This is a genomic window from Microbacterium sp. PMB16 (assembly GCF_051294855.1).
GTDB lineage: Bacteria > Actinomycetota > Actinomycetes > Actinomycetales > Microbacteriaceae > Microbacterium.
On record NZ_CP145908.1, the window covers coordinates 3,473,670 to 3,496,515 of the forward strand.

Genomic DNA, 22,846 nt, shown 5'->3' on the forward strand with positions numbered 1-22,846 from the left:
CTACTCTGCGCCCTGGCCCTTTGCGTCGTCGCCCTTTGCGTCCCAGCCCTGTTCCGCAGCCTCTTCTTCGGCCCAGGCGCGCGAGCGCTCCTTGAGCACCTCGGGGGCACGAGCGGCTTCCGCCTCGGTGTCGAAGGGACCGACACGGTCCACCGACGCCGAGATCATGCCGAACTCGACCTGACCGGTCTCGGAGTTGTACCAGTACTTCGCGTCGCCGTCAGACATGGGTGTCCCTTCTTTCCCGTGATGTCATCGATCCTACTGGCGTGTGCGGCGGTCGCTAAGCTAATGCTCATGGCAAAAGCGATCGGCGTCGACATCGGCGGCACGGGAATCAAAGCAGGACTCGTCGACCTGGCGCACGGCACGATGGCCTCCGACCGGGTGCGCGTACCCACCCCTGAGGGTGCATCCCCGCAGGATGTGCTCGTGGCTGTGAAGTCTGTCTTGAAGACGCTCGACGTGCACGACTCGACGCTCCCACTCGGTGTCGCGTTCCCCGCGATCGTCAAGCGCGGCAAGACGCTGTCGGCGGCGAACGTCTCCAAGGAATGGGTCGACTTCGACGCGGAGCGCTTCTTCCGCGACGGCCTCGGACGCAACATCGTCTTCGTGAACGACGCGGATGCCGCCGGCGTCGCAGAGGCACGCCACGGTGCCGCCAGGGACGTGCGCGGCCTCACCCTCCTGACCACCCTCGGCACCGGCATCGGCTCCGCGTTCATCTACGACGGCGTCCTGCTCCCCAACACCGAGCTCGGTCACCTCAACTTCCGCGAGTTCGAGTCCGTGGAGCAGTGGGCTGCGACGTCCGCGCGCGAACGCGAGAACCTCAGCTGGGAAGCCTGGGCCGAGCGTCTGCAGGCGTTCTACTCGCACATCGAGTTCCTCTTCAGCCCCGACCTGTTCGTGGTCGGCGGCGGCGTGTCCAAGAACGCCGGCGACTTCCTCCCTCTGCTGGAGCTCAAGACCCCGATCGTCCCGGCGATCCACCGCAACAACTCGGGCATCATCGGCGCCGCGTCTCTCGCGGGCGACTGATCCTTCGACCCGAACGCAGAAGGCCCCGCTGGTTCAGCGGGGCCTTCTGCGTGTGAGGCGAATGGGCCGACCTGTACGCCGGGTTCTGTTCCGGGGTTCTTCGCCCCTTCGACGGCCATCTCTCTCGGCGACACGTTGCCGTGGCACTCTAGCGGTCTACCCGAGGACTCGGCGGGCCGCGTCAACATCCTCTGTCTGACCTTGCTCCGGGCGAGGTTTACCTGGCGGGCCATGTCACCATGGCCCCCGGTGGTCTCTTACACCACCCTTTCACCCTTACCCCTTGCGGGGCGGTCTGCTCTCTGTGGCACTTTCTCGCGGATCACTCCGGGTGGGTATTACCCACCGCCCTGCCCTGTGGAGCCCGGACGTTCCTCGGTGCGGTTGCCCGCCACGCGACCGTCCAGTCGACCCATTCGCGTCCCCAGTCTACTTCTCCGGGTCCAGAGCGACGGTGGCTACTTCTCGGCCGACTCCGCGATGCGGAGATCGAGCGGCACGTCGATCGGGAAGTCGCCGAACAGACGGCGGGTGGCGACCGCCGCGGCCACGCGGACCGCGTCGGCTGCCGCCTCGGCCTGCTCCTCCGGCACGTGCAGGATCACCTCGTCGTGCAGGAAGAAAGCGAGGTGGGGGCGGCGGGCGAAAGGACCGGATGCCGCGGCTGCGACAACCGACTCCGGCGCGCGCTGCAGTCGGTGCCGGATCTCTGCCAGCCAGATCAGCGACCACTCGGCCGCCGTCCCCTGCACCACGAAGTTGCGGGTGAACCGACCCCAGTCGCGTGCCCGCCGCCGCGCGAGCGCGACCTCGGCAGGGTCGGCATCCGCACCCGTCGCCCGCGCCTGCAGCTCGGCCCATTCCGCCGAGGGGCGCGGAGACGAGCGGCCCAGCCACGTCGAGACGACACCGCCGTCCTCACCGGTGCGCGCGGCCTTGTCGACGAGCGCCATGGCGCGGGGGTACACCTTCCGCAGCCGGGGCACGAGTCGGCCGCTGTCGCCCGTGGTGGCACCGTACATCGCGCCCAGCACGGCGTACTTCGCCTCTTCTCTCGTGCCGACCGCGCCCGACGCGACGACACCGGCGTAGAGATCGCTCCCCCGAGCGGCCTTCGCCATCGCCGAATCAGATGCCATGGCGGCCAGCATCCGAGGTTCCAGCTGTGCCACGTCGGCGACGACGAGGGTCCAGCCGGGGTCTGCGCGCACCGCGGGTCGCAGACTGCGCGGCAGCTGCAGCGCCCCGCCGCCCGCGGACGCCCACCGTCCGGTCACCACGCCGCCCGGGATGTACACCGGGCGGAACCGGCGATCGTGTACCCACTCGGCCAACCAGGCCCATCCGTTGGCGCTCAGCAGGCGCGACAGCTTCTTGTACGCCAGGAGCGGTTCGACGACAGCGTGCGACTGGCTCTCCAGCTCCCAGCGGCTCGTGGACTCCACCTGCACGCCGACCCGGTGCAGGGCCCGCAGGAGCTTCGGCTGACTGTCGAGGTGCAGGGTCGAGTCGCTGAGGATCGAGCGGACCCTATCCCCCAGCTCAACCATCTTGCTGGGCAGGCCGCCCGCGATGGGCCGGGTTCCGAGCGTCTCGGTGAGGATCGCGTCGTGCACGCCTTCATCCCAAGGCAGCCCCGCCGCCCGCATCTCCTCCGCGATCAGACCGCCCGCAGACTCGGCTGCGCACAGGAGCGTGAGTCGACCGTCGCGCTCCTGATCGATCACCCGGCGTTGCGCGCGGAACTGCTCGAGCACTTCGGCCACAGGATCGTCCGCCGCGTCGTGCTCGATCACCTCGAACAGAGCGGGAGCAGCGTCGCTCGGCTCTCGCCGCACCCAGGCCGCCGAGGGTGCGAGGGGGCGAGCCACGGCATCGGTGTCCCGCAGGATCGCGTGGCACAGCAGCAGATCGTGGGTCCGCCCCAGACGCACTCCGCCCTGGAGCAGACGCGGATAGACGTCCCTCGCACTGCGGATGATCCAGCGGGGCGCTGCCGAACGTTCGAGTTCCGCCACCGCGTCGAGAAGCTCCTGCCCCGTCAGGGCTGTGCGGCTTCTCTCAGCGCCGTCGTCATCGAGCTCGACGGCCGCGAATTCGTCGCCGCCGACGGCGACCAGAGCGATCCACCGTTCGCGTGGCGCCGGCGGGCTCATCGACGCTGAGTGCGGGCCCCGCTCAAGAGAGCCCGGATTCTTCGGTGCGCACGAGGATGCAGCCGCACTCCGGGCACGTGACGACGAGCTCTGCCGGCGCGCGACGGACATCGTTCAGATCGGTGCTGGGCAGCAGCATGCGGCAGCCCTCGCAGGTGCCGTGGGTGAGGCGCGCCGCGCCGGCGCTGTTCGCGGCACGACGGGTGTACTCCGCGAGCAGATCTGCCGCCACCGTCGCCGTGACCGCGGCACGGTCCCGCGCGAGCTGAGCACCCTGGTCGGTCGCCGCGGCGACGTCGGCCTTCGCCTGCGAGGTGAGAGCCGTTCCCTCGGCAGTGGTCGTCGCGAGCAGTGCCTGCTGCGCTGCGACCGCGGCCTCGGCCTCCTCGAGCCGGCCCATGACGTCAAGCTCGGCGTCTTCCAGATCGCTCTGGCGGCGGGCGAGGCTGGCGAGTTCGTGCTCGAGCGCCTGCGCATCCTTCGAGCTGGTGGAGGCCGCGAGGCGCTCGGCATCGCGGTTACGACGCTGTTCGACGACCGCGACATCCGACTCGAGCCGCTTCAGTTCGGTGCGCACGTCATCGCGCGTCCCGGTCAGCGAGGTGAGTTCCCGGAGCTGGTCCTGACGGATGGCGACGAGTTCGCCGATGCGCGCCGCCTGGGCGGGCTTCGTGCGCGCACGTTCCGCCTGCGCGATGCGCCGGTCGAGGTCGGCGATGTCGAGCAGGGTGCGCTGGTTCTCGGGAGTGGCGTTCACGCTCTCAAATCTAGCCGCTGCCACGACATCCCGCCGGTCACCGCACGTCGCCGTCGACGTAGTACCACTGCCGCTCCTCTCGCGCGAAGCGGCTGCGCTCGTGCAGGAATCCGCGCTCCGCGCCCTGCCGCCAGTGCGCCTCGAACTCGACGACGCCCTCATCGTCGAACGGACCTCCGGCGACGCGATCGATGATCACCAGCCGGCGCCATCGCAGTGCGGGGTCGAAGTCGATCCCGCGCGGGCGGGTCGTGGGATGCCAGGTGCGCAGGAGGTGCGCGGCATCGTCGAGGGTGAAGGCCGTGAATCTCGACCGCATCAATCGTTCCGCTGTGGGAGCAGGAGCACCCCGCAGCAGCGGGCCGCAGCAGGAATCGAAGACGTCGCCGGAAAGACACGGGCACCGCACGGCGTCGGTCATGCGAGCTCGCGGATGAGGGTCATGAATGCCATGATCACGCACGGCGACGCCACCATGCACTGCACCGCGCCGAGGCGCGCGAACCATACGCTCTACGCTGAGGGGACACTGCACCGAAGGAGACCCGATGCCCGCTGTTCCCACCTTCACCGCCCATAACGGCTTTGCCCTGCCGGCCATCGGCCTCGGCACCTACGCGCTCAACGGCGACGAGGGCGCTGCCGCGGTGGCGGGAGCCCTCAATGCCGGCTACCGTCTGGTCGACTCCGCGTTCAACTACGAGAACGAGGGCTCGGTCGGTCTCGGTGTCGCGGCATCCGATGCTCCCCGCGAAGAGATCATCGTCACCACCAAGCTTCCGGGTCGCCACCACCCGTCGGCGAAAGCGCGGACGAGCATCGAGGAGAGCCGCTCGCGACTGGGGCTCGACATCACCGATCTGCACCTCATCCACTGGCCGAACCCGAGCCAGGACGAATACGTCCAGGCGTGGGCCGCCCTCGTCGATGCGCAGGAGCGGGGCATCGTGCGACAGATCGGCGTCTCGAACTTCCTGCCGGAGCACCTCGAGCGCATCGAGCGCGAGACCGGCGTGCGCCCGGTCGTCAACCAGATCGAGCTGCACCCTTACTTCCCGCAAGAAGAGCAGCTCGCCTACCACCGCGAGCACGGGATCCTCACCGAAGCGTGGAGCCCGCTCGGACGGGCGCGTGAGCTCGTGGACGAGCCGGTCGTCGGCGAAGTCGCCGCAGCGCACGGCATCACACCGGTGCAGACAGTGCTCGCCTGGCATGTCGCCCGGGACACGGTGTCGATCCCGAAGGCCTCGTCCCTCGAGCACCAGGTCTCGAACCTCGCGGCCGCGGAGATCGTCCTCGACGCCGCAGAGGTCGCGGCGATCACCGCGCTCGGGCGAGCGGACGGGCGACTGTTCGACGCGGACCCGCGGACTCACGAAGAATCCTGATACCGAGAATCCTGATACCGAGAATCCTGACCCGAGAATCTGACAGGGAGAAGAAGATGACCACGACGCAGGCCGGTTGGTACGACGACGGCTCCGGGACGACCCGCTGGTGGGACGGCCAGAACTGGACGGACACCGTCCAGCCTCCGCCTCCCGAGGAGCCGGGGCTGAGCGGCGTCATCAACAGGATTCAGGCGGATGCCGTGTCCGGCGCCCAGCCCCGGCCCGCGGCCACCGGCATGAGCTATGTCGTGCTGCAGGTCGTGCTCAAGGAGAAGATGTGGGGCTCCGGCTCCGGCAACCTCACCGAGCTCGAGCGTGCGATCAACACCCAGGCCGCGCTCGGATACCGCCTGCACACGATCACCACGGCGTCGTCCGGCAGTGCCGGCTTCGGCGGCGGCGACCGGATCCAGGCGACGCTGGTGTTCGAGCGCCTCACCTGATCCTCGCCGCGCTCCGGCACAGGAGGTGCATACCGTCGGCGTTCCGACAACGCGGACCCACGGCGAGGCGCGGCGGAGACGGCGATCGACTGCAGTCCGTCGACGGCGAAGCGCGCCCGAACACTGTCACTCTCCAGGCCGCTGAGCATGAACGAGGGCTTCCCACTCCGACGCGCGGTATCGCGCAGGACCGGTGGAGACGATTTGCGCGTTGTCGTTCGGACCTGGTTCCAGGCGCATCGTCAAACCGCTCACCTCGAGACTCGGGACGCTCTGCCGGATGCACTCGATACTGCCGCGGATGAGCAGGTTGGCCATCTGCTCCGGCGACGTCGCCGCACCCGTCACGGCGTCATCGTGCGCGAGGAGTGCGGTCCACCACACGCGCTGCGGTCCCGCGGCATCCAGGGTGCAGCGCATCATCCCCTGGGGCGCAGCCTCGACCTGGATGATGATCGAGCCGGTGATCGGCTCCCCCGCTTCATCGCCCCTGCCCATGCTCGCGCTCCGACCTGCTCGCCCTCACTGCGCTCAGAATAGTGGCGGCGCATCCGGGAGAGGGGGAAAGAGGGGGACACCGCGCTCCGTGCTCCACGTAAACGAAGAGAAAACTCATCTTCGACACGCCGTTTCGCACTTGTCGAGGCGTCCGAGGACATGACAAAGTGTGCAGGCGGAGCGCACAGCGCGCGCATGACCAGCCTTCTGAGCGGCTCCTGTTCGCATCGCCGAGGGAGAACAGGCGTCGGTCATCGCCTTGACGATCGCTGAGTCCGGTCGATAGGCACATCGGGAGTGAAGGAGGAGGGTGTTGGCAAGCACCTACATCGAGACCGGCGGGCACGTCCGCGTGTACGACGACGCCGTGCGCACGCACCAGAGGTTCCCGCTGGGCACGTATCGGGTCGGCTTCTCGCCCAAAGAGGGTTTCAGCCTGATCAGGATCGACGACCTGACTGTCGGCACCGAGCGCGTCTACGGCGGTCGAGACAAGAAGGTCACGAAGATCTTCCAGGCCTACGCACGCTCCGAGCGCAGTCTCGGTGTGATGCTGTCCGGCGACAAGGGCATCGGCAAGTCTCTCTTCCTGCGCATGGTCGCCGAAGCGGCGCGCGAACAGGGTCTGCCGGTGGTGGTGGTGGCGGAGGACAACGAGGGCGTCGTCGACTTCCTCGACAGCCTCGACGAGTGCCTGATCGTCTTCGACGAGTTCGAGAAGATCTTCCCCGCGGGCCGCCGGGGTCTCGCTGACGGCCACAATCGTCAGAACCAGTTCCTGTCGCTGTTCGATGGCCTGTCTTCCGCCAAGCGCATCTACTGCCTCTCCGTGAACGACATGTCGGATGTGAGCACCTACCTCGTCAATCGGCCCGGCCGTTTCCACTATCACCTGCGTTTCGACTACCCCGGGCCCGATGAGGTGCGCCAGTACCTCGTCGATCAGGCACCGGGCGCCGACCCGGAGGAGATCGAGAACGTCGCCCTGTTCTCCCGCCGCGCGCGTCTGAACTACGACCACCTGCGCGCCATCGCCTTCGAGCTCCGGCAGCCGGAAACCCTCTTCTCCGAGATCGTCGACGACCTGAACATCCGGACGATCGAACCGAGCACGTACCGCATCGAGGCGCGCTTCCCCGATGGCAAGATCTGGTCCGACGAGGTGGAGATGAATCTGTTCGAGCGCGGCGACGTCGGCCGGACATTCGAACTGCGCAACTCCACCCGCTCGATTTTCGCGTCGTTCGTGCCTCGCGATCTCATCTTCGAGCCGGACGGCAGTATCTTCGTCCCGATCGACAGGCTCGACCTGCTCGGCGACGACGACGACGAACCCGAGGTCTACCCGACCACGGTGAGCCTAACGCTCGTGGGACAGTCCTCCTACGGCTTCGGTCTCTGGCCACCGGCCGAGATCCGCTCGAGGTAGGCGTCCAGACTCCTGACCCCCGGGAGCCGCGACACCCGGGGATTCAGTTCACGATCAGTTCGCGATCGTCAGTCGTTGGTCTTGACCCTCTTGTTCACCTCGCGCGTCGCGGAGAACTTGAGGACGGTGTAGTCGGTGACCTCGCCGGTGCCCTCGTCCTTGCCGAACTGCACGCGGTGTCCCTTGTGGGTCTGCGGGTAGAACTTGCCGAAGTTGGTCAGCGTGACGGTGTTGCCCTGGCTCACGAGGTCGAGCAGTTCATCGATCATGGCGTTGTATGCGGTCTGCGCGGCGAAGACGGAGATCCCGCCGCGTCGTGCGAATCGCTGTACGAACTCGCGCTTGCTCACGCGGTTGGCGTCGAGCGTCTTCGATGTGCTCATGGTCGTCATCGTCCCCTGTGTGTTCGCCCGTCGCCGAGCTGCTTCGCTGTACCCCAACAGCCAGATCCGCGGGCCGTCGAGTCCCATCTCGACGACACCGGGTTCTGTGAGGCCCCAGCCCTTTACCTCAGAGAATAGTGCTTCTTCCTTCGTATCTGTGGTGAATATCGGATTTCGCTGGTTCGCGAGTCGCTTTGCACCGAGCGAACGGCGTCAGCGTCCGTGGAGGAGCGCCCGGATCGGGTAGTCCTGGTCATCGAGGATGACCTGAGCCGCGCGGCCGGTATCCGGGTGCACGACGATGGGTGCGCGCAGATTCACGTGCACGCCGTCGTCCGAGGGGTTGGCGATCACGAACATCCGAAGAGCATCCGTATCGGACGCGCCGATCTCCTCGCGGATGCCGGCGGGGATCCGTGGTGCGTACTCGGGATCGACGGCCCCCGCCTCGAGCAGGAACAGTCGCACGTCGGCATCCAGCGCCCGCAGGGCGTACAGGCCTTCCGCGCCGGCGATGGCCACGAGATCGAAGGCCGTGTACGGGCTCAGACCGTGCATCGCCGTGGTGAACTCCACCGCGACGGCGATCTGATCGGCAGTCGTCTCGGTCATCGCAGGAACTCCAGGAGATTGGTCTGCAGTGACTTGGCGGTCACCTGCAGGGCGGATTGGAACACGAGCTCGGCGGACTGCAGACGCACGAGCACCTCGAGGCTGTCGACGTTCTCGACCTCGGCACGACGTGCCTCCAGGTCGGTGGAGGTCGAGAGGTTCTGAGACGCGGCGCGTTCGATCTGCACCTGACGAGAGCCCGTCGTGCCTCGGGCCGCGACGACGTCCTTGAGTCGCGCGTCGATGTCGTCCAGGCGCGAGCCGACGTTCGCTCCCCCTCGCAGCTCGGCCGCGATATCCGTGAGAAGCGCGAACGCACTGTTCGCGCCCACGCCGAACGCCTGCGAGCCGTCGAAGTCCACACGGACCGTCTCGTTGTCACTGATGCGTCGACGCACACCGTCTCCCGGACTGCCGTTGAACGCGAAGGTCCCCGGTGCGAACGCCGCACCGGAATCGCTGGTCCCCGCGAAGACGCTGCGACCGAGCACCCTCGTGTTCGCCTGGGCGAGCAGCTCGGCACTGATGGTCTCGAGCTCCTGCGCGATCGACTCACGGGCCGTGGGACTGAGCGCCCCCGAGTTCGCTCCCTGCGCGGTCAGGTCACGCGCACGGTTGAGCAGGTCGGTGCTCGCCGCGAGGGCGGTGTCGACCGTGGTCACCCAGGCCATGCCGTCGCTGAGGTTGCGCGCATACTGCGCGACCCTCGACTGCTCGCCGTGCACGCCGAGCGCGGTGGCGGCAGCCGCCGGGTCCTCGCTCGGCGAGCGGAACGCGCGCTGCGACGCCGCCTGGTTCTGCAGGCGCTCGCGATCGGCGAGATTGGTCTGCAGAGTGCGCAGGGACTGCTGCGTCATGGTGCTGCTCGTGATGCGTCCGATCATGTCGACTCCCCAGTCAGCGGCCGACGAGGCCGGTTCGGTTGATCAGCAGGTCCAGTGCCTCATCCATGGCGGTGAGCACACGGGCTGCCGCCTGATACGCGGTCTGGTAGGTGAGGAGGTTGATCGTCTCCTCGTCGCCGTCCACCGACGCGTTCGACTGCTGCGCCGTCACGGCCGCGACGGCCCCCATGTCGGCGATGTCCGCGCGCTGCAGGTCTCCGGCGACCGCCACGGCGAACCCGGTGACGAAGCTCGACCAGGTCTTGCTCGGTCCGGTCGCCGATGCACCGAGAGTGCTCAGCCGATCGGCGATCGTCGTGTCCTTGGCGCCTGCTCCCGGCGCGGCCAGAGCCAACTGGTCGAGGCCGGTGGGAACCACACTCAGCCCCAGGGCGGCAGGACCGCTCGCGTCGAGCGTGAAGAAGTCGCCGCCGGGTGCGCCGGTCGCCGTGACGCCCGTCCGGTGGATGTCGTTCACCGCCGTGGCCAGCGCGGTGGCGGTCGCGTTGTACGCAGCGGCCACGCTCGCGAGCGAGCCGCCCTCGGTCGAGGGAGCGAGGGCGCTGATCGTGCCGCCGATCACGCCGCCGCCGATCGCGACCGGAAGGTCGGGGCGGTCCGCCCAGGCGACGGTGATGCGTCCGGCATCCTCGATCTCCCGCGGACCCGTCGCGACGAGCGCTCGGCTGCTGTCTCCGGAGACGAGGGCGTTGCCGTCGACGCGCACCGTGAGCGTGCCGTCGGTCTCGACGACCCCCTTGGCGCCGACTGCGGTCGAGAGCTGCTGCGCGAGCACGTTGCGCTGATCGATCAGCTCGTTGGCGTTGCGGCCCGACTGCAGCGCGTCGCGGATCTGACCGTTGAGCGTGGCGACCTGACCGGCGACGGCATTGACGTCGGCGATGTCCCGGTCGACCTGACCGCGCAGATCCGTCCACTGGCCCGCCACAGATTCATACCCGGCGGAGATCTGCCCGATGAGCACCTGGGCGTTCGTCAGCACGACCTGCGCCGCAGCCGGCTCCGGCGTATTGGCGAGGTCGGACCATCCGGACCAGAAGCGATTCATGTTCGCAGCCAGACCGTCCTTGGTCGGCTCTGCCAGCATGCTCTCGGCGCGGCCGGCGGCAGTCGCCCGTGCGCCCCAGAAGCCGGAGGTCGAGAGCGCATCACGAACGCGGGCGTCGAGTACGGCGTCGCCGAGTCGCGCGACACCGGTCACGTTCACCCCGCCGCCGACGCCGAGTCCGCTCTTCCAGAGCCCGGTCTGTCCGGGGCCGGACACGGGAGCCTGATCCACCCGCTGACGGGTATAGCCCGTCGTGGTCTGGTTGGCGATGTTCTGACCCGTGACGGTCATGCCGGCTCGTGCAGCCGAAAGGGCGGATTCCGCCAGACGAAGACCTGCGAACGAAGACATGGTCACCTCACATCCGGGTATCGAGCAGTCGGGCGTCCCCATGGCTGACGACGTCGCCGGACGGGCTGTACTCGCCGGTCGGGACACCGAGCCCGGCGATGGTCTCCTGGGTGATGCGGATCGCCGTGCGCAGTCGCTGCTCGTTGATCTGCTTCATCTGCTCGATCTCGTCCGCGAGAGCGGTCATGGTCGTCAGGTGCCCGATCAGCACCTCGCGCCACCCGTCGTCCGGCGCCGCGTCGATCAGGTCGCGGAGCGTGGTGGCCTCCGGCACTCCCCACTCATCCGCGGTCGCGACGACCAGCGCATCCCGCGAGAGCGCGACGGTCGGCATGGCGGCGAGCACCCGCTCGATCTCGGTCGACGCGTGGCGGATCCAGCGATTGCGTCCGGTCGCCAGGAGCATCTGCTGCTCGTCGAGCTTGAAGAGCAGCATCTCGAGCAGTTCACGCTCCCGCAGGAGTTGCATGCTCAGGTCGTGGGCGGCCACAGTCGTCACCTCGTCGGGTCGAAGTCTCCGTGACAGGGTTCCCTGTCACACACACGACTATCGCGACAACGCGCAGGGCAGTAACTCGGCCCTCATGGGGAGAACTCCCCATTGACAGAGCTCAGGGTGCAGAGTTCAACCGACCGAGGACGCCGAGGAGAGCGGTTTCAGCGGCATCGTCGGATGCCGTCTTCACCGCATCCTGATTGGCATCGCCGATCGCGACCACGATCTCCGCGCGGTGGATTCGCATGTCGCGGGGGGCGTCGATCCCCACCCGGACGCCGCCCGGCGTGACCGCCAGGATCGTGATCGTGATGTCGTCACCGATCACGATGCTCTCGTTCGCGCGCCTTGTCAGCACCAGCATGCCGATCCGCCTTCCATGGCTTCGGCGCATTCACGCCATCCTGCACACAAAGCTAACGCATGCCCTCGTAAACGAGTGGATTCGAGCGGATTCGAGCGACTATCCCGCAGCGCTCGGCAGTGCGGACTGCGTCACCCGCACGACGCCGACGACATCGGTGGCGAGCCCGCCGGCCCCGCCTCGTCGTACGAGAGCACGGGGAGCCCTGCGACCTGCGGAGCGATCAGTCGCCGCACCGCCTGACGGAGCGAGGGCGCACACACGAGCACCGGCTCGGGGCCGGTCTGGTCGAGTTCCGCCACCGTCCGACGGACGCTCTCGAGCACCTGCATTGTCGCCTCGGGGCTCAGCACGATCTGCGGGAGGCCGTCGACGATGCGCATCCCCTCGAGCATCTGCTGCTCCAGCAGCGGCTCGAACATGACGACGCGGATGCGTCCGTCCTCGGCGAATCTCGCCGCGATCGCCGGGCCGAGTGCCGCGCGCGCCGCGTCGATCAGGCCGGGCGTCTCGGTCGACGTCTTGCCGCGGAGTGCGAGCGCCTCATAGATGCGCGCGAGGTCGTTGATCGGCACCCGCTCCGCGAGCAGCCCGGCGAGCACCCGCTGAATGCCGGCGAGCGAGAGGACCGCCGGCGTGAGTTCCTCGACCGTGGTGGGGCTCGTCTGCTTCAGGTGCTCGGTGAGCTGGCGCACGTCCTCCAGCGACAGGAGTCGATGCGCCTGACTCTGCACGACGTCGGAGAGGTGCGTGATGATGACGCTTGCCCGGTCGATCACGGTGGCACCGGCCATATCCGCAGCGTGCGACATCTCGGTGGGCACCCACTTGCCCTCGAGGCCGAACACCGGATCGACCACGACGGTTCCCGGCAGCTGGTCGAGTCCGGTCCCGATCGCGAGCACGTGCCCCCGCGGGACCGAGCCGCGGCCGACCTCGACGCCTGCGATGAGGATCGCGTAGGTCTGGGCGGGCAGCTCGATGTTGTCTCGCGTGCGGACCGGCGGCATCAGGATGCCGATGTCGAGCGCGAGCTTTCGTCGGAGCGACTTCACCCGGGTGAGCAGGTCGCCCGCTCCCCCGGATGCGAGGTCGACGATGTCGGTCGAGAGCGAGATCTCGAGGGCGTGGACGCGCATCCGGTCCATGAGCTCGTCCGGGCCCTCCGTGCCGGCTTCCACAGCCTCCTGATGTTGCGCGTCCGCCTCGATCGCCGCTTCGCGATCCTCGCCCGCCTTGACGCGGGAGGCCGCGAAGAGCAGCACCGCACCGATCCCGGCGAAGACCAGCAGCGGCATCCCGGGGATGAAGCCCATCGCGATCGCGGCGAGTCCCGTGATCACGAGCGCATTCCGGGACTGCAGAAGCTGCTTGGCCGCGGCCTGCCCCATCTCCGCTTCGACGTTCTCGCGGGTCACGATCATGCCGGTGGACACGGCCATGAGCAGCGCGGGGATCTGGGTGACCAGACCATCGCCGATGGTCAGGATGCTGTAGGTCTCCAGCGCATCGCCCATCTCCATGCCGTGCTGGACCATGCCGATGATGATGCCGCCGACGAAGTTGATGATGACGATCACGATGCCGGCGATCGCGTCGCCCTTGACGAACTTCGACGCACCGTCCATCGCCCCGTAGAAGTCGGCCTCGGCAGCCACCTCGGCACGACGTCTGCGGGCCTCGGTGTCGGTGATGAGCCCCGCGTTCAGGTCGGCGTCGATAGCCATCTGCTTCCCGGGCATGGCATCGAGCGTGAATCTCGCACCCACCTCGGCGACGCGCTCCGCGCCCTTCGTCACCACCACGAACTGGATGACCGTGAGGATGAGGAAGATCACGGCGCCGATCACGAGCGAGCCGCTGATCGTGATCTGCCCGAATGCCTGGATGACCTGGCCGGCGTGGGCTTCGCTGAGGATGAGGCGGGTGGATGCCACGTTCAGACCGAGTCGGAACAGCGTCGCCACCAGCAGCAGGCTCGGGAACACCGAGAAGTCCAGCGGCTTCTTCACGAACATCGCGGTGAGCAGGATCAGCAGCGCGAACGCGATGTTCACGACGATGAGCACGTCGAGGAGCGGCGTCGGGATCGGCACGATGAGCAGCAGGATGATACCGACGACACCGACCGGCACGGCTCCTTTGGACAGCATCTGACCGAACATGCGCTTCCTTCTCGTTTCCGTCGTGGGGGATCTGGGTCAGAGGCCGCGTTCGCGGGTGCTCGCGAAGGGCATCGTGTGGGTTCCGCGCGCGGATCCGCGCCGTTTCAGGTGCTCGATGAAGGCGAGCACCTGCGCGACCGCCGTATAGAGCTCCTCCGGGATCTCCCGGCCGATCTCGCACGCTCCGTGCAGGGCGCGGGCAAGCGGGATGTCGCGCACCATCGGGACTCCGGCCGCCTCGGCCCGCTCGCGGATCTTGAGCGCCACGGTGCCGGCGCCCTTGGCGACGACCCGAGGCGCGGACTTGCCCGGCTCGTAGCGCAGAGCCACCGCGACATGCGTGGGGTTCACGAGCACCACGTCGCTGTCGCTGACCGCCGCGATCATACGGTTGCGGCTCATCGCGAGCTGACGAGAGCGGCGCTGCGACCGCACCAGCGGATCGCCCTCGCTCTTCTTGTGCTCGTCCTTGGCTTCCTTCTTCGTCATGTGCGTGTGCTTGCGGTTGCGGCGCAAGACGACCGCGACGTCGATCGCGGCCAGCAGGATGCCGACGACCACCGCGACCTGCAGCAGGGCCACCGCTCCCCCTGCGGCCTGCTCGAGCAGCCACGTGATGTTGTGACTGCCGCTGGCCATCAGCACCGGCACGAGCCCCGAGATGACGATCCACAGCGAGAGGCCGATCGCCGCGGTCTTCAGCAGCGCCTTCGCGCCCTCCCAGAGCGCCTGCCGGCCGAACACACGCTTCAGGCCCGTGATGATGTTGAGCTGCTCGGTGCGCATCGTCACGCCTCGCAGATGGATCCCGCCCTGCGCGACGGCGGTGGCCGTGGTCGCGAGCAGCACGACGAGCAGCATCGGCAGCAGGATGCCGCCCATCGAGGCCAGCGCCGCACCGAGGACCTCGACCGCGGCACCGTCTGTCGGATGCGTCGCCACGGGCGCGACGCGCAGGAAGAGCTCGGTCAGCACCTGGGTCGCCGAGGCGATCGCCGGCAGCGACATGATCGCGGCCGCCGCGATGCAGACCCAGGCGGTGAAGTCCTGGCTGCGTCCGATCTGCCCCTTGCGACGAGCCTCTTTGAGGCGGCGGTCGGTCGTCTTCTCGGTCCGTTCGCCGGTGTCGGTCTCGCTCATCGGGTCACCCCCAGCAGCAGTCGGGCGGCGTCGTCGGCGATCGCAGCGACCACGCCGGGCAGGGCCGCGTAGACGAAGCCGACGAGCAGCAGGGTGAGTCCGATCTTGATCGGGAAGCCCATCGCGAACGCGTTCAAGGCGGGCGCGACCCTGGTCACGAGCCCGAGGCCGACGTCGGCGAGGAAGAGCACGATCAGCAGCGGACCGGCGATCTGCACGGCGCTGAGCATCATCTGTGCCGTCGCACCGACCAGGGCTTCCGCCGGCTTCGCGAGATCGATCATGCCGCTGACCGGGATCGCATCGAAGGAGCGGAACAGTCCGCCGAGCACGAGCTGGTAGCCGTCGGATGCGAACAGCAGCACGATCGCCGTCATCTGGAACAGGCGGGTGAACTGCGCGCCGTTCACCGCCATGCCCGGATCGAACGCCTGCGCCAGCTGGAAGCCGCCGAAGGTGTCGACGAGATGGCCGGCCCCTTGGATCGCGCTGAACAGCAGCATGACGAGGAAGCCCAGCAGCGCACCGGTGAGTGCTTGTCCTGCCAGCGCGAGCATGAATGCGCCGGTGTCGAGACGCTCGTACCCGGCAGTGACCACCGGCGAGACTGCGAGGGCGAGTCCTGCGCCCAGCATCGCGCGGATCCGCATCGGCACGGTGCCGTGGCTGAAGGGCGGTGCGATCACGAGGAAGGCGGTGATCCGCACGCAGGCGAGAGCCGTGGCCTCGAGCCACGTGAAGTCGATCGGGATGTTCATCAGCCGCCGTTCAGCAACGACGGTATCCGCGCGAACAGCTCGTTCGTGAACGCGATCATCTCGGCGATCATCCAATGCCCGCTGATGAGCAGCGCGATGCCGACGGCGACGAGCTTCGGCACGAACGAGATCGTCATCTCCTGCACCTGCGTGATCGACTGCAGCAGGGAGATCGCGAAACCGACCACGAGCGCGGTGATCAGCAGGGGTGCGCACAACTTCGCGGCGAGGATGAGCGCTGCCTGGCCGATGTCGATGACCGCTTCCGGGTTCACCCGCCACCTCCGCTGTAGGACTGCACGAGGGCGGTGATGACCATCCCCCACCCGTCGATCAGCAGGAACAGCAGGATCTTGAACGGCAGTGAGATCATCACCGGCGGCAGCATCATCATGCCCATCGACATCAGCGCGCTCGCGACGACGAGGTCGATCACGAGGAACGGCACGAAGATGATGAAGCCGATGAGGAAGGCCGCGCGCAGCTCGCTCAGCATGAATGCCGGCACGATCGTGTACAGCGGGATGCTCGCGGCATCTGCAGGATTGTCCATCTGCGCCGCGCGGTACATCAGGGCGATGTCCTCCTCGCGCGTGAAGGCGAGCATCCACTCCCGGAGCGGCTGCTGCGCGAGCTCGAATGCCTGCCCGAAGTCGACCTGCCCTTCGGTGAACGGCGCGACCGCCACCGCGTTGATGTCGGTGAGCACCGGCCACATGATGAACAGCGTCAGGAACAGGCTGAGTCCCGCGAGCACCTGGTTCGGCGGAATCGACGGCAGCGAGAGCGCGTTGCGGGTGAGGGCGAGCACCACGAAGATCTTCGTGAAGCTCGACATCATCAGCAGCAGCGCAGGCGCCACGCTCAGCACCGTGATGCCGAGCAGCGTCATGATGCTGTCGGACGGCGTGCCGTTGATGCCGTTGATCGTCACGCCCTCGCCGTCGTCCGTCTCGGTCGGCAGGACGGAAGCAGCGGCGTGCGCTGCGGAGGCGCTCCAGCAGACGAGCAGCACGGCGATCCCCAGAGCGACGGCGACCAGGATCCAGATGCGTGTCTGCGGTCGTCGCACGCTCGCCGGCAGCACAGTGGCGGGGGCGGTTGCGGGCACGGCGGCACTCCGAAGATGGGAGACGTGGCCGATCCGTAGCCAAGAGGTCGAGCGATCCGTGCTCGATGAGGACTATCGCGACACCGGGGACATCGCGTAACCGGTGCGCGACCGTCGGCGCGCGGTCAGGCGACCGACTTCAGCGGACGGTCCTCGTCGGCGAAGAGGTCGAGATCGTCTGCCGACGATACGTCGCCGGTGGCCTGGCCCGTCTCATCGGGCTCGTCGAGAGCCTCGGGATCCTCCTCCGACACCGGCGCCTCCTGGGTGTCCACGACACTGATCCCGTGCTCGGTGACGCCGAGGACATAGCGGATGCCGCCGAACTCGGCTACGACGAGCTGCGCCTTCGCTCCGATCCCTGACCGGGCGACGACGGTGATCTTCTCCTGGCGCGCCTTCGCTCCACGACCCTGAGCCGGGCGGCTCTGTCGGAGCCCGCTCCACTGGCCGAGCTTCTTCGGCAGGAGTCCGGCCATCGGGTTGTCGCCCTTCGCGCCCGCCTTCTGCAGCCGACGGCTGAGGAACAGGAGCAGGCCGAGCACGGCGGCCAGCGCAACGATCATCCGCAGCGCGACGAGCACGTCGTCCATGCTCAGACGCTCTCTGCACCGTCGAGGATGCGCTCGACGCGGATCGCGAAGTCCCCGTCGGCGACGACGACCGTGCCATGGCCGATCAGACGGCCGTTGAGTTTGATGTCCGCAGGCGAACCGGCCGCCCGGTCGAGCTCGACGACATGACCGGGTTCGAGGGAAAGCACGTCGCGCACCGGCATCCGCGTGCGACCGATCTCGACGACCAGTTCCATCTCGACGCCGGCGATGCGGCTGAGCCGCTGCGGGCCGGTGGATGCGGCGGCTGCACGGTCGCCGTCGATGCGCACCGACGCACGAGCCACGATGGCGCCTGCGGCATCGACGAGGTCGAACACCTGTGTGCCGGAGGCCGTGAACACCTCGGCGGCGCTCACCTGCTCACCGTCACCGAGCGTGCCCGTGCCGAGCACGATGGCCGCGACCTCGAAGACCGGGTGCAGGCGGTCGGCGAGCTCGGCGCTCTTCGAGCCGTCCTCGAGCTGGGCGGGGTCGGCCACCTGAATCGCGATGCGCGCGCCCGGGGTACCGGTGAAGGTCACCGCCACGGCCTCGCCGGTGGCGCCGGGGTCGGAGGACGGCGTCGGGATGACGGGATATCCGAACGGCAGCTTGCCGGCGATCGCCGCAGCGATGGCCGTCTCGTGGAAGGTGCTCATCAGTGGGTCTCCTCGTGGGTGGTCGTGATCGTGCAGGCGAGGCGCGAGCCCCGGCTGCCCGGTGTGGCGCGGGCGATGGGCGTCTGCCCCGCCATCAGTTCGTACGGGGTGGTCTCCGGGTGCGGGAGCCGCAACAGATCGCCCGGCGCGAGGCTCAGCACCTCACCGGCCCCGATCGTGATCGGCGCGAGGCGCAGCGTGACCTCGAGTGGAGTGCTGTGCACCTGGTCACGGGTGTGCGCGGCGCCACGTGCTGCCGCAGCGTCCGCTCCCGATGCCGCGAGGCGGTCCACGACGGCGGAGGCGGGGAGCATGACCGAGGCGACGGTCTGCGTGTCGCCGAGGCGCATCGTGTACCGGGCGACGATCACCGCGGCCGACGCCGCGATCACCTGCAGGTACTGCGGGTTGTAGTGGATGCCGCCGAAAGTCGGCTCCCCGGGAAGGAGTGTCCCCATGCTCGCGGAGAGATGCTCGAACGTGCCCTCCATGAGGTTGCGGATCAGCGCGAGTTCTATCGGTGTGAAGGTGCGCGCCTCCGGCAGTGACGTGCTGCGGCCGCCCATCATCTGCACGACCCACAGGAGGGCGCTGTCGAGGCCGAACTGCACGACGCACGGCTCGTCGCGGTCGGCGAAGGAGCCGGCGACCATCGCGGTGGTGCCCGGCAGGGTTCGCGCGTGCTCCTCGTAGGAGACGAGCTCGACGCTCTCGAGCGACAGGTGCGTCCGCACCCGGATCTTCGCGGTCAGCTGCGACGACCAGAGCCGTGCGAAGGACTCGAACGACGCCTCCAGACGACGGATGCTGTCGCGGCCGAGCTGCGCCGGACGACTGAAGTCGTAGGCGGGAAACCGTCCGGCCGGATCGTCGATCACGCTGCCTGCGGTCATGGTGGTCTCCTCGGGGATGATGGACATGATGCGTCAGCTCTTCTCAGCGGCTTCGGCGAGGGCAGGGAGCAAGGCGCGCACCTGGTCTTCCTCGTTCGACTCGACGACGATGTCGACGCGCCGGTTGCTGGCAAGGGCTTCGGGGCTGTCACCCGTCACGAGCGGGCGTGTGTCGGAGAACGCGGTGGCCTTCACCCGAGCGCCGGCGATGGTCTCGTGCTCCACCAGAAAGCGGGCGACCTGCGTGGCGCGGCCACCGGAGAGCTCCCAGTTCGTCGGGTACGGGGCGGCGGCGTGCCGGCGGTCGGCGTGCCCCTCGACGCTCACCTGGTTGTCGACGGTCGCGAGCACGTCGCCGATCGCATCGAGCACGACGTCGGCTTTCGCCGACAGGTCGGTGCTGTTGTCGCCGAAGAACGTCTCGGCACCGACCAGGCCGACCTTGAGCCCACGGTCATCGATCGCGAACTCGACCGTGTCCTGCAGACCCTGCGCCGCGAGCGATGCCCTGATCCGCTCGCGGAGCTCCTCGAGCGATTCGTATTCCGCGGCGGCACGCTTCGTGAGGTCGGCCTCGCCCTGCTCGTCCTCCATCTCGGGCGGGATGACGAGTCCCTCCGAGATGTCGGCGCCGCCCGTGGTCGTCTCCTCTTGGCCGAAGCCGGTCGCCAGACTGTTGGCGAGCAGCTCGAACTTCGTCTTGTCGACGTTCGACACCGCGAACAGCACGATGAACAGGCACATCAGCACCGTCACCATGTCGGCGTAGGAGACTGCCCAGCGCTCATCGGGTTCGTCGTGCGAGTCGTCCTCATGCCCTCGGCGCCCGCGACGACGGGACGAGCTCACCGTGGCTCCTCCGCGCCCTTCGCCTCGGCGCTCTTCGCGTCGTCCGACTTGCGGCGCTTCGGCTTGACGGTCGAGAGGGCTGTGAGGCGCTCCTGCAGCAGGTGCGGCGCGCTGCCGGCCTGGATCGCCAGCATCCCTTCGCTGACGAGCGTCATGCGCTCGAGCTCGACCGCGCCGATACGACTGAGCCGGCCGGCGATCGGATTCCAGATGAAGTTGGCCGAGAGCAGACCCCACAGGGTCGCCACGAATGCGGCGGCGATCATCGGGCCGAGGTGGTCCGGCTCGTCGAGCTTCTCGAGCACGTGCGTGAGCGAGACGACAGTTCCGACGATGCCGATGGTCGGGGCGTAGCCGCCCAGCGACGAGAAGAACTTGGCGGCGATGCGGTTGCGAGAGGAGGTGGCCGTGATCTCGTCGTCCATCATCATCCGCAGGTCTTCGGCATCCGTGCCGTCGGCCAGAGCCTGCAGAGCCTGTCGGGTGAAGTCGTCCGGTGCACCGTCGAGCTCCTGCTCGAGGGCGAGGAGCCCGTCTCCGCGCGCCTTCTCGGCGTAGCCGACCAGGAACGGGATGACGGCCTCCGGGGTCGAGCGAGGACCGCGCACCATCCGGCCGAGGCTCGCGAACGCGAGGCGCATGTCCCGCAGCGTGTGGCTCGCGATGCCGACGCCGATCGTGGAGCCGAGCACCAGGATCATGGGGGCGGGGATGAGCAGCGCTTCGAAGCTCGCGCCCTCCATCGTGATCATGGCGACGAGTGCACCGAAAGCGAGGATGACGCCGATCAGGAATGCGGGATCCACGGTCAGTCCCCCGTCTTCCGGCCGAGCGCCTGCGCGGCGTCGAGCACCCGAGCCCGGTACGCGACGATCAGGTCGACGATCACGTCGAGGCCCTCCTGCACGACGTACACGCCCCCGTCGACCATGTGCAGCGTCGTGTCGGGCGATGCGTGGGCGCGTTCGATCAGGTCAGGGTTCACCGCGAACCGGGTGCGGTCGAGGCGGGTGACGATGATCATCGGATGGGTCTCCGGGAAAGGGCGACAGGCGGGCAGCCCCGACTATCGCGACGCGGCCCGCCCCGGGTAACCAGGACGGGCCGCGTTCGAGCGATGATCCCGCTCATGTGCAAGCGGTGGCTCAGCGCTTGAGCTGCGTGAGCTCCTGCAGCACCTCATCGCTCGTGGTGATGATGCGCGCATTCGCCTGGAAACCGCGCTGCGCGACGATCAGGTTGGTGAACTCCTGCGACAGGTCGACGTTGCTCATCTCGAGCGCACCGGAGACGAGACCACCGAACCCGGCCTGACCGGCCTCGCCGATCTGCGCGTCGCCGGAGTTCACCGACACGCGATACGCCGTGCCGCCCGCCTTCTCCAGGCCCTCGGGGTTCGCGAAGTTGGCCATCGCGATCTTCCCGAGCGTCTGCGTCGCGCCGTTGCTGAACGTGCCGACGATCGAACCGTCTCCGGTGATGCTGTACGACTTGAGCGTGCCGGCCGCTGCACCGTTCTGCTCCGTGACAGCGACCGTCGACAGGCTCGCGTATCCGGTGACGGCGGTGAGGTCGACGGTGACACCGCCGGCGGTCAGGCTGAGCCCCGTGCCGGTCTGCTTTCCGTCGGTGAACGTGAGTGCGCCGGTGGCGCCGCTCTTCGGTTCCGTCACATCCCACCCGGTGGCCGACTTCGTGAAGGTCAGGCTCAGCGTGGTCGGGGTGCCCTGCGCGTCGAACACGGTCACGTCACGCACCAGCTTGTCGCCGACGGCCGCGGTCGAGGGCAGGTTGCCGGTCACCGTGGCGCCGGTCGTGGCACGGGCCGGCGAGACCGCGTCGAGCGGAAGAACGATGTTCCCGATGCCCTGGCCCGTGTTGACGACGCCGTTCTGTGCCGACCAGCCCTGCACGATCGCGCCGTCCGCGGTGATCATCTTGCCCGTCGGGTCGAACGAGAAGCCGCCGGCGCGGGTGTAGAGGGTCTCGCCGCCGGAGCGCACCGCGAAGAAGCCGTCGCCCGAGATCATCAGGTCGCCGCCGCGTCCGGTCGCCTGGGCCGAGCCCTGCGCGAAGTTGGTGCGGACGCCGGCGACCTGCACGCCGAGTCCCACCTGGGCGGGGTTGCGTCCACCGACCTGGTCGTCGGGGATGCCGGGGTTGCCGATGAGCTGCGACAGGGAGTCCTGGAACACGACCGACGAGCCCTTGAAGCCCGCGGTGTTGACGTTGGCGATGTTGTTGCCGGTCACGTCGAGCATGGTCTGGTGCGAGCGGAGGCCGGAGATGCCGGAGTAGAGCGAGCGAAGCATGGGGATTCTCTCTTCCTGGGTGATAGGGGGATCAGGCTGCGGCGGGGTCGCTCGCGGCAGGGGTGGACTTCGAGGTGATGCCGGTGATGGCATCCAGGGCGACGGTCTTGTCGCCGATGGTCACCTGCGGGATGGGACCGTCGAACGACACCTTCGTGACGATGCCGGTGACCGCCTTTCCGTCGGCATCCTTGTAGGTCGCCTCCTGGCCGATCAGCGCGGTGGCCGCCTGGCGCATGCTCAGGGCGAAGGCCTCGGTGCCGGTATCGGTGAGTGCCGTGAGCTGCTCCATCATGGCGAGCTGCGTGGTCTGCGAGATCATCTCGTTCGTGTCCATCGGGCTCGACGGATCCTGGTGCGTCAACTGGGTGACCAGCAGCTTGAGGAAGACCTCGCCGTCCAGCACCTGCTTTCGTGCTGCGGGGTCTGCGGTGCTTCCGGTGTAGATCGAACTCGGGGCGCTCACGGCTTCGACGGTCATGGGTG

27 protein-coding genes, 1 other RNA gene and 1 pseudogene are annotated in these 22,846 nt (G+C 68.2%); 4 read left to right on the top strand and 25 right to left on the bottom strand.

Going from position 1 to position 22,846, the window contains the following annotated elements:
- Complete coding sequence (locus tag V5D55_RS16660; protein WP_435745126.1) at positions 1-228, bottom strand: SPOR domain-containing protein; 228 nt, start codon at positions 226-228, stop codon at positions 1-3.
- Positions 229-297: 69 nt separating this feature from the next.
- Here V5D55_RS16660 and ppgK point away from each other — a divergent pair, with 69 nt between their 5' ends.
- On the top strand, positions 298-1,044 hold the full coding sequence (ppgK, locus tag V5D55_RS16665) for a polyphosphate--glucose phosphotransferase (RefSeq protein WP_435745128.1): 747 nt from the start codon (positions 298-300) through the stop codon (positions 1,042-1,044).
- Positions 1,045-1,102: 58 nt separating this feature from the next.
- Here the strand turns inward: ppgK and rnpB are convergent.
- From rnpB to V5D55_RS16685, 4 genes are all read right to left on the bottom strand, one after another.
- An RNA gene (rnpB, locus tag V5D55_RS16670) (RNase P RNA component class A) lies at positions 1,103-1,459 on the bottom strand.
- Between the two features lie 43 nt (positions 1,460-1,502).
- Positions 1,503-3,200, bottom strand: coding sequence for a bifunctional 3'-5' exonuclease/DNA polymerase (locus V5D55_RS16675; RefSeq protein WP_435745130.1), 1,698 nt, complete (start codon positions 3,198-3,200; stop codon positions 1,503-1,505).
- 22 nt (positions 3,201-3,222) lie between these two features.
- Positions 3,223-3,957, bottom strand: coding sequence for a zinc ribbon domain-containing protein (locus V5D55_RS16680; protein WP_435745132.1), 735 nt, complete (start codon positions 3,955-3,957; stop codon positions 3,223-3,225).
- 37 nt (positions 3,958-3,994) lie between these two features.
- Positions 3,995-4,378 carry a YchJ family protein gene (locus tag V5D55_RS16685; protein WP_435745134.1) on the bottom strand — a complete coding sequence of 128 codons (384 nt, stop codon included), beginning with the start codon at positions 4,376-4,378 and terminating at the stop codon, positions 3,995-3,997.
- Between the two features lie 127 nt (positions 4,379-4,505).
- On the opposite strand from V5D55_RS16685, the gene V5D55_RS16690 reads away from it, so the two are divergent.
- Together V5D55_RS16690 and V5D55_RS16695 are read left to right on the top strand one after the other, a co-directional pair.
- Entirely contained in the window at positions 4,506-5,345 is an 840-nt protein-coding gene (locus tag V5D55_RS16690) for an aldo/keto reductase (RefSeq protein ID WP_435745136.1), read from the top strand.
- Positions 5,346-5,401: 56 nt separating this feature from the next.
- Positions 5,402-5,791: a DUF2510 domain-containing protein gene (locus V5D55_RS16695; RefSeq protein ID WP_435745138.1), complete on the top strand. Its 390-nt coding sequence runs from the start codon at positions 5,402-5,404 to the stop codon at positions 5,789-5,791.
- A gap of 126 nt (positions 5,792-5,917) precedes the next feature.
- Here the strand turns inward: V5D55_RS16695 and V5D55_RS16700 are convergent, their stop codons facing one another.
- Positions 5,918-6,289, bottom strand: coding sequence for a hypothetical protein (locus V5D55_RS16700; protein ID WP_435745140.1), 372 nt, complete (start codon positions 6,287-6,289; stop codon positions 5,918-5,920).
- Between the two features lie 313 nt (positions 6,290-6,602).
- On the opposite strand from V5D55_RS16700, the gene V5D55_RS16705 reads away from it, so the two are divergent.
- A complete protein-coding gene (locus V5D55_RS16705) occupies positions 6,603-7,718 on the top strand; it encodes an AAA family ATPase (RefSeq protein WP_435745142.1) in 1,116 nt (371 codons plus the stop codon).
- A gap of 68 nt (positions 7,719-7,786) precedes the next feature.
- Here V5D55_RS16705 and V5D55_RS16710 read toward each other — a convergent pair whose 3' ends face one another.
- The 19 genes and pseudogenes from V5D55_RS16710 to V5D55_RS16800 form a co-directional block, all read right to left on the bottom strand.
- A complete protein-coding gene (locus tag V5D55_RS16710; protein WP_435745144.1) occupies positions 7,787-8,101 on the bottom strand; it encodes an HU family DNA-binding protein in 315 nt (104 codons plus the stop codon).
- 213 nt (positions 8,102-8,314) lie between these two features.
- A complete protein-coding gene (locus tag V5D55_RS16715; RefSeq protein ID WP_435745146.1) occupies positions 8,315-8,713 on the bottom strand; it encodes a flagellar assembly protein FliW in 399 nt (132 codons plus the stop codon).
- A complete protein-coding gene (gene flgL, locus V5D55_RS16720) occupies positions 8,710-9,597 on the bottom strand; it encodes a flagellar hook-associated protein FlgL (protein ID WP_435745148.1) in 888 nt (295 codons plus the stop codon). Before flgL ends, V5D55_RS16715 begins: the two co-directional genes overlap by 4 nt.
- Before the next feature lie 13 nt (positions 9,598-9,610).
- A complete protein-coding gene (gene flgK / locus V5D55_RS16725) occupies positions 9,611-11,059 on the bottom strand; it encodes a flagellar hook-associated protein FlgK (RefSeq protein WP_435745150.1) in 1,449 nt (482 codons plus the stop codon).
- Positions 11,025-11,507, bottom strand: coding sequence for a flagellar export chaperone FlgN (flgN, locus tag V5D55_RS16730; protein ID WP_435745153.1), 483 nt, complete (start codon positions 11,505-11,507; stop codon positions 11,025-11,027). Before flgN ends, flgK begins: the two co-directional genes overlap by 35 nt.
- 121 nt (positions 11,508-11,628) lie before the next feature.
- On the bottom strand, positions 11,629-11,877 hold the full coding sequence (gene csrA / locus V5D55_RS16735) for a carbon storage regulator CsrA (RefSeq protein ID WP_435745155.1): 249 nt from the start codon (positions 11,875-11,877) through the stop codon (positions 11,629-11,631).
- A 99-nt stretch (positions 11,878-11,976) separates the two neighbouring features.
- A pseudogene (locus tag V5D55_RS16740) lies at positions 11,977-14,042 on the bottom strand (flagellar biosynthesis protein FlhA).
- Positions 14,043-14,078: 36 nt separating this feature from the next.
- Entirely contained in the window at positions 14,079-15,182 is a 1,104-nt protein-coding gene (locus tag V5D55_RS16745; RefSeq protein ID WP_435745157.1) for an EscU/YscU/HrcU family type III secretion system export apparatus switch protein, read from the bottom strand.
- Positions 15,179-15,940, bottom strand: coding sequence for a flagellar biosynthetic protein FliR (locus tag V5D55_RS16750; RefSeq protein ID WP_435745159.1), 762 nt, complete (start codon positions 15,938-15,940; stop codon positions 15,179-15,181). Before V5D55_RS16750 ends, V5D55_RS16745 begins: the two co-directional genes overlap by 4 nt.
- A complete protein-coding gene (fliQ, locus tag V5D55_RS16755; RefSeq protein WP_435745161.1) occupies positions 15,940-16,215 on the bottom strand; it encodes a flagellar biosynthesis protein FliQ in 276 nt (91 codons plus the stop codon). Before fliQ ends, V5D55_RS16750 begins: the two co-directional genes overlap by 1 nt.
- Entirely contained in the window at positions 16,212-17,051 is an 840-nt protein-coding gene (fliP, locus tag V5D55_RS16760) for a flagellar type III secretion system pore protein FliP (RefSeq protein WP_435745163.1), read from the bottom strand. The genes fliQ and fliP overlap by 4 nt, the downstream gene beginning before the upstream one ends.
- 125 nt (positions 17,052-17,176) lie before the next feature.
- On the bottom strand, positions 17,177-17,644 hold the full coding sequence (locus tag V5D55_RS16765; protein WP_435745165.1) for a flagellar biosynthetic protein FliO: 468 nt from the start codon (positions 17,642-17,644) through the stop codon (positions 17,177-17,179).
- A gap of 2 nt (positions 17,645-17,646) precedes the next feature.
- Positions 17,647-18,306: a FliM/FliN family flagellar motor switch protein gene (locus V5D55_RS16770; protein WP_435745167.1), complete on the bottom strand. Its 660-nt coding sequence runs from the start codon at positions 18,304-18,306 to the stop codon at positions 17,647-17,649.
- Complete coding sequence (locus tag V5D55_RS16775) at positions 18,306-19,226, bottom strand: flagellar motor switch protein FliM (protein ID WP_435745169.1); 921 nt, start codon at positions 19,224-19,226, stop codon at positions 18,306-18,308. Before V5D55_RS16775 ends, V5D55_RS16770 begins: the two co-directional genes overlap by 1 nt.
- 6 nt (positions 19,227-19,232) lie before the next feature.
- The gene (locus V5D55_RS16780; protein WP_435745171.1) at positions 19,233-20,048 is read right to left on the bottom strand and encodes an OmpA/MotB family protein; all 816 of its coding nucleotides are present in this window, start codon (positions 20,046-20,048) and stop codon (positions 19,233-19,235) included.
- On the bottom strand, positions 20,045-20,854 hold the full coding sequence (locus V5D55_RS16785) for a motility protein A (protein ID WP_435745173.1): 810 nt from the start codon (positions 20,852-20,854) through the stop codon (positions 20,045-20,047). Before V5D55_RS16785 ends, V5D55_RS16780 begins: the two co-directional genes overlap by 4 nt.
- Before the next feature lie 2 nt (positions 20,855-20,856).
- Positions 20,857-21,072, bottom strand: a complete 216-nt coding sequence (locus V5D55_RS16790) for a flagellar FlbD family protein (protein ID WP_435745175.1) — start codon at positions 21,070-21,072, stop codon at positions 20,857-20,859.
- A gap of 121 nt (positions 21,073-21,193) precedes the next feature.
- On the bottom strand, positions 21,194-22,360 hold the full coding sequence (locus V5D55_RS16795; RefSeq protein WP_435745177.1) for a flagellar hook protein FlgE: 1,167 nt from the start codon (positions 22,358-22,360) through the stop codon (positions 21,194-21,196).
- A gap of 31 nt (positions 22,361-22,391) precedes the next feature.
- Positions 22,392-22,841 carry a flagellar hook capping FlgD N-terminal domain-containing protein gene (locus tag V5D55_RS16800; RefSeq protein ID WP_435745179.1) on the bottom strand — a complete coding sequence of 150 codons (450 nt, stop codon included), beginning with the start codon at positions 22,839-22,841 and terminating at the stop codon, positions 22,392-22,394.
- Positions 22,842-22,846 lie beyond the last annotated feature (5 nt).